The 11,492-nt window shown below is 73.8% G+C and carries 10 protein-coding genes; 5 read left to right on the top strand and 5 right to left on the bottom strand.

The genetic code is table 11. The annotated features are described in order from the left end of the window. The first annotated feature begins 389 nt into the window (after positions 1-389). Entirely contained in the window at positions 390-1,946 is a 1,557-nt protein-coding gene (locus ACN20G_RS13925) for a M28 family metallopeptidase (protein ID WP_424213095.1), read from the top strand. A gap of 251 nt (positions 1,947-2,197) precedes the next feature. Here ACN20G_RS13925 and ACN20G_RS13920 read toward each other — a convergent pair whose 3' ends face one another. After that, on the bottom strand, positions 2,198-3,181 hold the full coding sequence (locus tag ACN20G_RS13920) for an SAM-dependent methyltransferase (protein ID WP_424213094.1): 984 nt from the start codon (positions 3,179-3,181) through the stop codon (positions 2,198-2,200). Between the two features lie 174 nt (positions 3,182-3,355). On the opposite strand from ACN20G_RS13920, the gene ACN20G_RS13915 reads away from it, so the two are divergent. After that, positions 3,356-4,573, top strand: a complete 1,218-nt coding sequence (locus tag ACN20G_RS13915; protein WP_424213093.1) for a sensor histidine kinase — start codon at positions 3,356-3,358, stop codon at positions 4,571-4,573. A gap of 14 nt (positions 4,574-4,587) precedes the next feature. Then, positions 4,588-5,277: a response regulator gene (locus ACN20G_RS13910; RefSeq protein WP_424213092.1), complete on the top strand. Its 690-nt coding sequence runs from the start codon at positions 4,588-4,590 to the stop codon at positions 5,275-5,277. 151 nt (positions 5,278-5,428) lie between these two features. On the opposite strand, the gene ACN20G_RS13905 is transcribed toward ACN20G_RS13910, so the two are convergent. Next, entirely contained in the window at positions 5,429-6,814 is a 1,386-nt protein-coding gene (locus ACN20G_RS13905; RefSeq protein WP_424213091.1) for a PH domain-containing protein, read from the bottom strand. After that, entirely contained in the window at positions 6,811-7,332 is a 522-nt protein-coding gene (locus ACN20G_RS13900) for a PH domain-containing protein (RefSeq protein ID WP_424213090.1), read from the bottom strand. Before ACN20G_RS13900 ends, ACN20G_RS13905 begins: the two co-directional genes overlap by 4 nt. Positions 7,333-7,364: 32 nt before the next feature. On the opposite strand from ACN20G_RS13900, the gene ACN20G_RS13895 reads away from it, so the two are divergent. Both ACN20G_RS13895 and ACN20G_RS13890 read left to right on the top strand, forming a co-directional pair. Further along, positions 7,365-8,513: an NADH-quinone oxidoreductase subunit D gene (locus ACN20G_RS13895; RefSeq protein ID WP_424213089.1), complete on the top strand. Its 1,149-nt coding sequence runs from the start codon at positions 7,365-7,367 to the stop codon at positions 8,511-8,513. Positions 8,514-8,555: 42 nt separating this feature from the next. Beyond that, complete coding sequence (locus tag ACN20G_RS13890; protein WP_424213088.1) at positions 8,556-8,768, top strand: hypothetical protein; 213 nt, start codon at positions 8,556-8,558, stop codon at positions 8,766-8,768. A gap of 88 nt (positions 8,769-8,856) precedes the next feature. On the opposite strand, the gene ACN20G_RS13885 is transcribed toward ACN20G_RS13890, so the two are convergent. Together ACN20G_RS13885 and ACN20G_RS13880 are read right to left on the bottom strand one after the other, a co-directional pair. After that, positions 8,857-10,221 (bottom strand): hypothetical protein, encoded by a 1,365-nt coding sequence (locus tag ACN20G_RS13885; RefSeq protein WP_424213087.1) that lies wholly within the window; start codon positions 10,219-10,221, stop codon positions 8,857-8,859. Between the two features lie 217 nt (positions 10,222-10,438). Then, positions 10,439-11,437: an ABC transporter substrate-binding protein gene (locus tag ACN20G_RS13880; protein WP_424213086.1), complete on the bottom strand. Its 999-nt coding sequence runs from the start codon at positions 11,435-11,437 to the stop codon at positions 10,439-10,441. Between the last annotated feature and the right edge of the window lie 55 nt (positions 11,438-11,492).

The following is an 11,492-nucleotide window of genomic DNA, read 5'->3' as shown; positions in this document are numbered from 1 at the left end:
GCCCGGGGCGACCGGTGCGGATTGACGACGGGAGGGGGCCGGGGCGGTTTCCGGAATTGCCCGTCGCACCGTCCCGGGACGGCGGGCGGGGCGGTGCAGTGCGGGCGGCGGCGGGGCCGGTGGGGCCCGGGCGCACGGGCGGGGCGGCCGCGGGCGCACGGGGCGGGAGGGGCGCGGCCGGCTTGAAGTGGCCGTACGACACGCCGTTGTGGTGCGGAATCTTCTGGTCCGAATGGTCGAATGCACCCGGCTCGGGCGATTCGTCGTACCGATATACGGAATTCATAAACCGAAATCGGCGAAAACTCTGGTCAGAGTGACCTTCGGATGCCTAACGTGCCGTCCACACGTCACACCTTTGCCGTCCGTTTGCCTTTGAAGGGGCCTCCATGTCCGCACGCCGACGACGCATAGTCGCCACCACCGCCGCGTTCGCCGTGGCCGCGATCGCCTCTCCGCTGCTGCTCGCCGGTCCCGCCGGCGCGACGAGCCCGCAGAGCGACGCCGCCCGCGCCGACGCCCTGGCCCGCAAGCTGGTCAAGGAGTCCACGGGCAAGGGGGCCTTCAACCACCTCAAGGTGTTCCAGGCCATCGCGGACTACAACAAGGGCAACCGCGTCGCCGGCTCCAAGGGCCACCAGCAGTCCGCGCTCTACGTCGAGGCCGTGCTGCGCGCCGCCGGCTACAAGGTGCAGCGCAACGAGTTCGACTTCGTCTACGTCGAGACCATCGCCGAGAAGCTGAAGGTCAACGGCACCAACGGGCGTGACATCCCGATCAAGCTCATGACGTACACCAAGAGCGGCCCGGCCGGCGGTGTGACGGCGCAGATCGGCGTGGCCCCGGTGGACGCGGACGGCACCACGGGCTGCGAGGCCGGCGACTACGCGAACGCCCCGGTCACCGGCAAGATCGCGCTGATCAAGCGCGGCGGCTGCACCTTCGCGCAGAAGCAGCAGGTGGCGGCGGACGCGGGCGCGGTCGGCGCGATCGTCTACAACAACACCGCGGGCGCCCTGAACGGCACCCTCGGCGACCCGACCGTGGGCAAGGTCCCCACCGGCGGCCTGACCCAGGAGGACGGCGAGAAGCTGGCCGCCGACGCCGCCGCCGGCCCGGTGAACGTCACCCTCGACATCCGCGAGCTGCGCGAGAACCGCAAGACCTACAACGTGATCGCGGAGACCCGCGGCGGCGACGCGAACAACACCGTCTTCCTCGGCGCCCACCTCGACTCCGTCGCGGCCGGCCCCGGCATCAACGACAACGGCTCCGGCTCGGCCGGCATCCTCCAGGTCGCCCAGCGCCTGGCGAGCAGCCAGACCAAGGTCAAGAACAAGGTCAAGTTCGCCTGGTGGTCGGCCGAGGAGTTCGGCCTGCTCGGCTCCGAGGCGTACGTCGCCGGGCTGACCGAGGAGCAGAAGAAGCAGATCAAGCTCTACCTGAACTTCGACATGATCGCCTCGCCGAACGCCGCGTACTTCGTCTACGACGGCGACGACTCGGACGGCGTGGGCGCGGGCCCCGGCCCGGAGGGCTCCGCCCAGATCGAGAAGGGGATCACCGACTTCCTCGACTCGAAGAAGATCCCGCACGAGGGCACGGACTTCAGCGGTCGCTCCGACTACGGCCCGTTCATCGAGAACGGCATCCCGGCCGGCGGCACCTTCACCGGCGCCGAGGAGATCAAGTCGGCCGCGCAGGCCGCGAAGTTCGGCGGCCAGGCCGGTGTGGCCTTCGACAAGAACTACCACGCCAAGGGTGACGACATCACCAACATCGACCAGAAGGCCCTGGACATCAACGTGGACGTGATCGCGGACGCGGTCGGCCACTACGCCCACGACCTGGCCCCCCTGGGCAAGCCGGTCGTCTCGCAGCCCAGCAACGGCGGCAACGGCGGCGGCGGTCTGCACGAGGGTCACGACCACGAGGTCGAGAAGTAGCCGTCCTTCCGGTTCCCTCTTGATCCCGGGGGGCCGAAGGCGGATGATCACTGACAAGTGACGCGGTGGGCGACGACCCGTCCATCGCGACGCAGTGGGGGGCCGGGCCTGTCCGAGGGCTCGGCCCCTCACGCGCGTGCGCGGTGTTTCACGTGAAACAGGCGGACAGCCCACGCGACGTTTCACGTGAAACAGGGCCGCGACGTTTCACGTGAAACAGGCGGGCACCGCACGCGCGCGTCCCGCCCGGGTCAGCCCGTCGGGAAGACCGCAGGCCCCGGGAACGGATGTCCGATCCCGCCCACCGGGCACACCAGCCACCCGAACTCCCCCAGGCCGCCGCGCGCCGTCAGCTCCGCCGCCTCCCCGGCCCGCGCCAGCGCCCGCACGTACCCGGCCGGGTCCGTGCCGGCCAGCGCCAGCGGCGGACGCCCCCCGCTCACCCCGAGCGCCCGCAGGGCCTCCCGCTGCGTGAGCAGGCTCCCGCCGCCGGCCGCCGCCGCGCAGGAGTCGAGGGCCACGTGCGCCGTCACGTCACAGCTCCCGTCGGGCACCGGGGCCACCTCACGGCCCTCCCGGAACCCCGTCAGCGTCCCCCACTCCGGCCGCGCCTCCCGCACGTGCCCGTAGTCCACCGCCACCGCCAGCCCGGCGGCCACCGAGGCCACCGCCCCGGCCCAGGCCCGGTCCCGCGACCCGCCCAGCTCCACCCGGGACCCGTCGGGCCACCAGCGCTCCCGCCAGGCCAGGTCCCCGGCGTCCAGGGGCCCGCCCGCGCTCTCCGCCCCGGCCGGGTCCACCAGCACGTACCGGTCCTCCTCGGCCAGGTCCAGCGGCACGTTGTCGAGCCACTCGTTCGCGAACAGCAGCCCCACCGCGCCCGCCGGCGGCTCCGCCGCCCACCGCACCCTCGGGTCCAGGCCCGCCGGCCGCGGGGCCCGCTCCACCGCCCACACCCGCAGCCGCGCGGCCAGCTCCCCGGGCACCGCGTCCGCCACGCCCAGGGCCAGCTCGCCCCGACCGGCCGCGAGGTCCACGAAGTCCAGCTCCCCGGGTCGCCCGAGGGCCTCGTCCACCCACTCCAGCAGCCGGGCCACCGCGCCCGCGAACAGCGGGGAGGCGTGCACGGAGGTGCGGAAGTGACCGGCCGGACCAGGCCCGTCCGGCCGGATCCAGAAACCCCCGGGTCCGTACAGGGCCCGCTCCATCGCCGTCCGCCACCGCTCCGCGCTCATCGGGCCAGGTTAGGGCGTGTGCGCGGGCCCGGCGCGACCCGCGGCGGACCGGTGGACGGCCCGATGGCCCCGTGGGTCCCGCACTCCCCTCCACCTTGGGGAGTACGCCCCGCTCACCCGGATCGCCCCTGTGGCTGACTCCCCCGGGCACCCCCGGTGCCTACGCTGGGTCACGTGCAGCGTCTCTACGATTTCCTCCGCAGACACCCGACGGGCGTCGACACCTTCTGGGCTGTCGTCCTCGTCGGCATGACGCTGCTCCAGATCGCCGGGGGCGCCCCGTACGGGCTCACCGGCAAGCTGCTCGCCGTGCCCGCCGCGCTGGCCCTCGGCCTCGCCCAGGCCCTGCGCCGCAAGCACACCCTGGGCATGTTCTGGCTCGCCGTCGGCGTCGGGGTGTACCAGCTCGTCTTCGGGATCACCGCGTTCTTCGCCGACTTCACCATGCTCTCGCTGGTGTTCACGGTGGCCGCGGCCGGCGGCCTCGACGTCTCGCGCCGGATGTCCCGGCTCGCCCTCGGCCTCGCCCTGTCCGCCGCCCCCCTGTACGCCCTGCGCTTCGGCTGGGACAAGGGCCCGAACTTCGACTGGGTGGAGGCCACCTTCTTCACCGGCTTCCTGATGGTCCCCTTCGCCCTCGCCTGGGTGATGGGCGACTCCCTGCGCACCCGCCGGGCCTATTACGCCCAGCTCGTGGAGCGCAACCAACGGCTGGAGAAGGAGCGCGAGGCCCAGGCCAAGGTGGCCGTCGCCGCCGAACGCGCCCGGATCGCCCGCGAGCTGCACGACGTGGTCGCCCACAACGTGTCCGTGATGGTGGTCCAGGCCGACGGCGCCGCCTACGTCATGGACACCGCCCCCGAACTCGCCAAGGAGGCCCTCGGCACCATCTCCGGCACCGGCCGGCAGGCCCTCGCCGAGATGCGCCGGCTGCTCGGCGTGCTGCGCACCGGGGAACCGGAGGGCGGCGAGGAGTACGTGCCGCAGCCCGACGTGGAACAGATCGAGGTGCTGGTCGAACAGGTCCGGCAGGCCGGCCTGACCGTGGACTTCGCGATCGAGGGCGCCCCCCGCCGACTGCCCAGCGGGGTGGAGCTCACCGCGTACCGGATCGTGCAGGAGGCCCTCACCAACACCCGCAAGCACGCCGGACCCGACGCCGGGGCCTCCGTCCGCCTCGTCTACTTCGACGACGGCCTCGGCCTGATCATCGAGGACGACGGCCGGGGCGCCCCCCAGGAGATGTACGAGGACGGCGGCGCCGACGGCGCCGGCCACGGCCTGATCGGGATGCGCGAACGGGTGGGTATGGTCGGAGGCACCCTGGACGCGGGGCCGCGGCCGGGTGGCGGCTTCCGGATCAGTGCGCTGCTCCCGCTGAAGAAGAAGTGAGGTCGGTCAGAGGCATGTCCATCAGAGTGATGCTCGTCGACGATCAGGTGCTGCTGCGCACCGGCTTCCGGATGGTGCTCGCCGCCCAGCCGGACATGGAGGTGGTCGCGGAGGCCGGCGACGGCCTGGAGGCGCTGGAGGTGCTGCGGGCCACGAAGGTGGACGTGGTCCTGATGGACGTCCGCATGCCGCGCCTGGACGGGGTGGAGGCGACCCGCCGGATCTGCGAACAGCCCGAACACCCCAAGGTGATCATCCTGACCACCTTCGACCTCGACGAGTACGCGTTCTCCGGCCTCAAGGCGGGCGCGAGCGGGTTCATGCTCAAGGACGTGCCGCCCGGCGAACTGCTGGCCGCGATCCGCTCGGTGCACAGCGGGGACGCCGTCGTGGCCCCGTCCACCACCCGCCGACTGCTGGACCGGTTCGCGCCGATGCTGCCCGCCGGCGCCGACGAGCCCTCCAACAAGGACCTGGAGCGGCTCACGGAGCGGGAGCGGGAGGTCATGCTGCTGGTGGCCCAGGGGCTCTCCAACGGGGAGATCGCGGCCCGGCTCGTGCTCTCCGAGGCCACCGTCAAGACGCACGTGGGCCGCATCCTGACCAAGCTGGACCTGCGCGACCGGGTCCAGGTCGTGGTCCTCGCCTACGAGACGGGCCTGGTCCGCGCCGGCGGCAACCCCGGCCCCGGCACCGGCCGCTGACCGACCGGCACCGCGCGGACGAGCGACGAACGGGGCACCCCGCCCGACCGGCGGGGTGCCCCGTTCCCGTGCGCGCCCCACCCCCGTGAGGGCGCGCGCACGTCTGTCGACGCACACCGCCCGACCCGCGGTTCCCGTCCGCCGGGCACCACTACCGCACGGATTCCCCGGCCCCCTCGCCCGACCCGTCACCGGCCGGGGCCGGGGCCGCGGCCGGCCCGCCCGTCATCCACCGGTCCGGCGCCGCCCGGGCCCGCGAGAGCCGCGCGCGGTCGGCCTGCGCCCAGGTCAGTTCGCGGGCCGAACCCAGCTCCCGCAGGGCCGCCGTCACGCTCGTGTTGGCCCCGGTGTCCACCGTCACGTCCGCGACCCCGTGCACCCGCTGCCACGGCCCGCGGGTCAGCCGCACGCTCTGCGCCTTCGCGTGCGGCACCACGGCCGTGCGCCGGCAGACCAGGCCCCGGCGCGAGGCGAAGACCTCGTCGGTGACCGCGAGCCCCTGCCCGCGCCACCACAGCGGGTTCACCCAGCGCGCCGAACGGGGCGCGGGGGCGAACTCCAGCGCGTCCACGTCCACCCCGGGCAGGATCCGCGCTATCGCCACCCGGGCCCGGGGCCAGGGCGCGACCGGGACCAGCACGTCGTTCTTCGACCCGGCCACGTCCAACTCCACCCGCACCAGTCCGCGCCGGCGCCACAGGAAGGGCTCGACCAGCCGGATCGCCTGCACCCGGCCCGGCGGCACCGTCTCGTGCTCCTTGTCCAGCAGGCCGTGGTCCACGCGCAGCCCGTCGGGGGACTCGGCGACCGTCCAGTCCCATTCGGCGAGCAGCCGGCCCAGGGTGCCCTTCCACAGGGAGGCGAGGAAGGGGAAGGCGATGCCGAACGTGGCCCACGCGCTCCCCGTGAACCACCACACGAACGCCGCCCCGGCCAGGGCCGCGGGCACCGCCGTCCACACCCCCAGGTTCAGAACGATCGACAGCACCACCTCGCGCGGGCTCACCCGCAGCAGCTCCCGCCCGGGCGCCTCGCCCACGGTCGCCGCCCGCTCCGCCGTGAACCCGGCCGCGCGGGCCAGCAGCTCCGCGCGCAGGGCCACCGCGTCGGCCTCGCCGAGGAAGGCCAGCTCGTCCTTCTCCTCGGTGCCGATCACGTCCATCCGCAGCGCGGCCACGCCGACCAGCCGGCCCAGCAGCGGCCGGGTCACGTCCACCGCCTGAAGCCGGTCGAGGCGGATGTGCGCGGTGCGCCGGAACAGCAGCCCGGTGCGGATGCGCAGCTCCCCGCCGGTCACCACGTACCAGGTGAACCTCCAGCTCAGGAAGCCGTAGGTGCCGAAGACGGCCACCAGGGCGAGGACCGCCCCCGCCAGCCAGCCGACCTGGAGGTCGCGCACCCACTCCTCGATCCGCTCCACCTCCTTGAAGCCGCCGCCGATCAGCGCGGCGAGCGGCACCCAGGCGCGCCGGAACGGGGTCACGGGATGCAGCCGCCGCTCCACGGCCTCCGGCTCGGCGTGCTCGGTATCGCTCACAGCCCGGCCGACCTGGCCTCGCCCAGCTCCGTGAGCCGGTCCCGCAGCCGTTCCGCCTCGGCCGGGTCCAAGCCGGGGATCTCGGCGTCGGTGGCCGCCGCCGCCGTGTGCAGTTGCACCGAGGCCAGCCCGTACCGGCGGCCCAACGGCCCGGAGGTCACCTCCACCAGCTGCATCCGCCCGTACGGCACCACCGTCTGCGTCCACCACAGCGCGCCGTGCTCGATCACCAGGTCCTCGGACCTCTCCCGGTACCGCCAGGACCGCCAGTTGCGGCCCATCAGCACCCACCACCACGCGAGCAGCGCCGCCCACAGCGCGCCCAGCGCCCACCACGCCGGCCCGAGGGTCAGCGCGAGCACCAGGGTGCTCGCCACCGCGACCGGCCCCACCCACAGCACCAGCAGCAACCGTCTGAGCCTCAACAGCCCCGCCGGCAGGGTGTGCCACTCCCCCTCGCCGGGGGCGGTGTCCGCCCCGTCCGCCGTTCCGACATCCCGCGCCGCGCCCGTATCCATGCGGTCAGCCTAGGCTTGCGAGAATGGTGCCCATGACGGAGACCACGGTCGGCATCGGCGGCGCGGCGGAGAGCACCGACATGGTGCTCAACATCGGCCCCCAGCACCCCTCGACCCACGGCGTGCTGCGGCTGCGCCTCGTCCTCGACGGCGAACGCATCGTCAGCGCCGACCCGGTCGTCGGCTACATGCACCGGGGCGCGGAGAAACTCTTCGAGGCCCGCGACTACCGGCAGATCGTCATGCTGGCCAACCGGCACGACTGGCTGTCGGCGTTCTCCAACGAGCTCGGCGTCGTGATGGCGGTGGAGCGGATGCTGGGGATGGAGGTCCCCGAGCGCGCCGTCTGGCTGCGCACGCTGCTGGCCGAGCTGAACCGGGTCCTCAACCACCTGATGTTCCTCGGCTCCTACCCCCTGGAACTGGGCGGCATCACGCCGATCTTCCACGCCTTCCGCGAGCGCGAGGACCTCCAGGCCGTGATGGAGGAGGTCTCGGGCGGGCGGATGCACTACATGTTCAACCGGGTCGGCGGCCTCAAGGAGGACCTGCCGGCCGGCTGGACCGGTCGGGCCCGCGCCGCCGTCGAGCAGGTCCGGGGCCGGATGGACGTGTACGACCGGCTGGTGCACGGCAACGAGATCTTCCGGGGCCGTACCCGGGGCATCGGCGTGCTGAGCGCCGAGGCCGTGCACGCGTACGGGGTCTCCGGCCCGATCGCCCGCGCCTCCGGGGTGGACTTCGACCTGCGCCGCGACGAGCCGTACCTGGCGTACGGGGACCCGGCGCTGGCGGAGGTCCTGAACGTGGTCACCCGTACCGAGGGCGACTGCCTGGCCCGCTTCGAGTGCCTGCTGGAGCAGACCCACAACTCCCTGGACCTGGCCCTCGCCTGCCTCGACCGGCTCGCCGAGCTGCCGCCCGGCCCGATCAACCAGCGGCTCCCGAAGGTGCTCAAGGCCCCCGAGGGCCACACCTACGCCTGGACGGAGAACCCGCTCGGGGTCAACGGCTACTACCTGGTCTCCAAGGGCGAGAAGACCCCGTACCGGCTCAAGCTCCGCAGCGCCTCGTACAACAACATCCAGGCCCTGGCCGTCCTCCTGCCGGGCCAGTTGGTCGCGGACATGGTCTCGATCCTCGGCTCCCTCTTCTTCGTGGTCGGCGACATCGACAAGTAGCCCGCGGGTGTGGGTGTCCGTGGCGGGCGGCAGACTTCGGGCATGTCCGTTTCTCCGCGTCGTGCCTGCCCCGTCTGCGGGCGGGACTGTGCCGTGACCGCCGGGCGGGTGGCCCGGCACGATCCGCCCGCCGGCTCGCGCGCCGGGCTCGTGTCCTGCCCGGGCTCGCGGGCCCGGGTCTCGCTCGGGTCGAGCGCCCCCACCCTCGACGGGTACGCCTTCCCGCCGACCCCGGGGCAGTTGCCCCTGTTCTGACCCCGCCCCCGTACGCGCGAACGCCCCCGCCGGTCCCCCCGCGGCGTGCGAAGGGACGACGGGGGCGTTCGGGCTGCCCGGGCGCGCGCTAGCTGATCGCGGTGCGCAGGCGGACCACGTCGATGGGTTCCGTCTCGTCGTGGGCCGTGAGGTCGATGACCTGGCCGACGGCGCGGGCCTCCGGGGTGAGGGGCTTGAAGCTGGGCTCGCCGGGCACCTCGGCCTTGTGCGCGGCCAGGGCCTCGGCCCCGACCACGTCCGCGAGGTCCTCGTTCTGCACGGCCTCGATGGCGGCGCGCGCCGACTCGCCGGTCTTCGTGCCGAAGAAGTCGAAGCCGCCCTCGACCCGGGAGGCGCTGCGCCGGCCGGGACCGGCCTCGGCGGCGGGGTACGGGGTGACCCCGCCGGCCGGTACGACCGCCCGCGCGGGTGCCGGGACGGCCGGGGTCGCCGGGACGGGTGCGGGGGTCTCGGGGGTCTCGGGGCGGGTCTCGGTCTCGGTCACCGCGCCGGTCTCCGCCAGACGGGCCTGTTCGGCCAGCGGCGGGAGGGCGGGCAGCCGGTTGTGCGCGGGCGCGACGGGCGCCGGGCCGGCCGGGACGGCCGGAGTGAAGAAACCGGGCACCGGACGCGGCGGGACCGGGGCCGGCGCCTGAGCCTGGGCCTGGGCCGGGGCCTGGACCGGGGTCTGGGCTTGGGCCGCGGCCTGGTCCCGGACCGGGGTCTGGGCCGGGGTCTGGGCCGGGACGGTCGCGATCGGCTCCGGGGTCGGCTCGGGCTCCCGGGTGGGCTCGGGCACGGGCTCGGGGTGCGGGGCCCGCGCGGGTTCGACGAGGGCGCGGTTCAGGAGGGCGCCGAGGGCCGCGTTGGCCCGGGCGTAGCCGACCGGGGTGGGGGCGCCCTCGGCGGTGCGCTCCTCGGTCTCCGGGATCCGGCCGCCACCGGGGCCGTCGGGGCCGCCGGAGCCGCCGTCCGAGTCGGCGTCGGCGTCCGCGTCGGCGGCGGCGCGCGCGAGCAGCCGCTGTGCCTCCAGCGCCCCGGCGCGTTCCGTTTCGGCGGTGGCGTAGCGGCGGAGGAGGGCCGCGTGCTCGCCGCGCAGGCCGGCGATCTCGACGCGCTTGGCGCGGAGCTTCGCGTCGAGCTTGACGCGCAGTGCCCGCGCCTCCTCCAGCTCGGACTCCAGCTCGGCGAGGCGTTCCTCGGTGCGCCACTCGTCCTTGGCGCGTTCGCGGGCGAGTTCGGCGACCTTGCGGCCGGCCGCGCGGTCCCAGGCCCGCATCAGCAGGGAGCCGGTGACGCCGACCCCGGCCGTGGCGGCGACCAGCAGTCTCACCACGAGGAGATCGGTGACCAGCCACGCGGCGCCGGCGCCCGCGATCGACACGACGGCGACGACGGCCGGGGTCAGCAGCCGGTGCAGGGGTTCTGGGTTGCGGTGGCGTCCACGGGGCATGGCCTGAAATTTACAGTGCGTAGGCGCCCGCTGGGGCCGCCACGCGCCGATCCGCGCCCTGGCGATTGTCCTACGGTCTCACCACGAACGCGTAACGGGGACCCGAAGTCCGCGTGTTGGGCGTTCCGCTCCGCGGCACGGGCGGCCCGGACCGGTTCCCCGATCCCGACCGCCCGGCGTGTCGCGCGCCTCCGGCGCCCCGTCAGAACGCCCCGGTTCAGCCGGAGACGAGCCCCTTCTCCTTCAGCCAGGCGGCGGCCACGTCGGCCGGCTTGGCGCGTTCGGCGTCCACCTTGCGGTTGAGCTCCACGAGGTCGGCGGTGGTGAGCTTCTTCGTCAACGCGTCGAGGGCGGCGGCGATCTCGGGGGCGCCGGCGTCCTTGGCGTTCACGACGGGCAGCACGTTGTCGGCGTTCTGGAGCTTCTTGTCGTCCTCCAGCAGCACCAGCCCGAAGGTGTCGAGGGTGGCATCGGTGGTGGTGGTCAGCACGAGCTGGTCCACCCCGTCCTTGACGGCCTGCTTGGCGGCCGGGGTGCCCACGCCCTTGGGGTCGATCCCGTCGACCTTGACCCCGTAGGTCTTGGTCAGGCCGGGGGCGCAGAACGGGCGCACGGCGCATTCGTCGCCGGCCGCGATCTTCACCTTCAGCCCGGACTTGCCGAGGTCGGAGAGGGTCTTGAGGTTGTTCTTGGCCGCGAACTCCTTGCTGACCGCGAAGGCGTTCTGGTCCACGGCCTCGCCGACCGCGAGCACCTTCAGCCCGCGCGGGGCGGCGAGCTTGCCGAGGGCCTCGGTGGTGGCCTTGGCGTCGGAGGAGGCCACCGGCTTCTCCTCGGGCGCCTTGGGGCCGTTGACCTTGGCGTTGAGGAACTCGGCGAGGGTGGCGGCGTACTCGGGGACGACGTCGATCTCGCCCTTCTCCAAGGCCGGTTCGTACAGCTCGCGGTTGCTGACGGTGGTGATGGAGGTGCCGTACCCGGCCTTGCGCAGGACGCCCGCGTACAGCTCGGCCAGCACGTTGGACTCGGTGAACCCGGCCGCGCCGATCACCAGCTTGCCCTTGTCCCCGCCGCCGGAGCCGGTGCCGGTGGAGGCCGCGGCCCCGCCGTCCTTGGTCTTCTCCAGGCTGTCGCCCCCGCAGGCGGTCAGCGAGACGGTCAGGGCGAGGGCGCCGAGGGAGGCGCCCAGGAGGCGGGTGGGCTTGGAGATGCGCATGGAATGGCTCCGTTGGAGGGTGAGCGCGTCACGGTGACGCGGGGGCAGGACGAAT

Source organism: Streptomyces dryopteridis, from assembly GCF_049606955.1.
GTDB lineage: Bacteria > Actinomycetota > Actinomycetes > Streptomycetales > Streptomycetaceae > Streptomyces.
This window is presented reverse-complemented; position numbering and strand designations above follow the sequence as displayed.

Coding starts and splice junctions, on each gene's coding strand:
- ACN20G_RS13890 (WP_424213088.1), top strand. CDS start 8,556: ATGTCCGTTTCTCCGCGTCGTGCCTGCCCCGTCTGCGGGCGGGACTGT.
- ACN20G_RS13925 (WP_424213095.1), top strand. CDS start 390: ATGTCCGCACGCCGACGACGCATAGTCGCCACCACCGCCGCGTTCGCC.
- ACN20G_RS13895 (WP_424213089.1), top strand. CDS start 7,365: ATGACGGAGACCACGGTCGGCATCGGCGGCGCGGCGGAGAGCACCGAC.
- ACN20G_RS13900 (WP_424213090.1), bottom strand. CDS start 7,332: ATGGATACGGGCGCGGCGCGGGATGTCGGAACGGCGGACGGGGCGGAC.
- ACN20G_RS13920 (WP_424213094.1), bottom strand. CDS start 3,181: ATGAGCGCGGAGCGGTGGCGGACGGCGATGGAGCGGGCCCTGTACGGA.
- ACN20G_RS13885 (WP_424213087.1), bottom strand. CDS start 10,221: ATGCCCCGTGGACGCCACCGCAACCCAGAACCCCTGCACCGGCTGCTG.
- ACN20G_RS13910 (WP_424213092.1), top strand. CDS start 4,588: ATGTCCATCAGAGTGATGCTCGTCGACGATCAGGTGCTGCTGCGCACC.
- ACN20G_RS13880 (WP_424213086.1), bottom strand. CDS start 11,437: ATGCGCATCTCCAAGCCCACCCGCCTCCTGGGCGCCTCCCTCGGCGCC.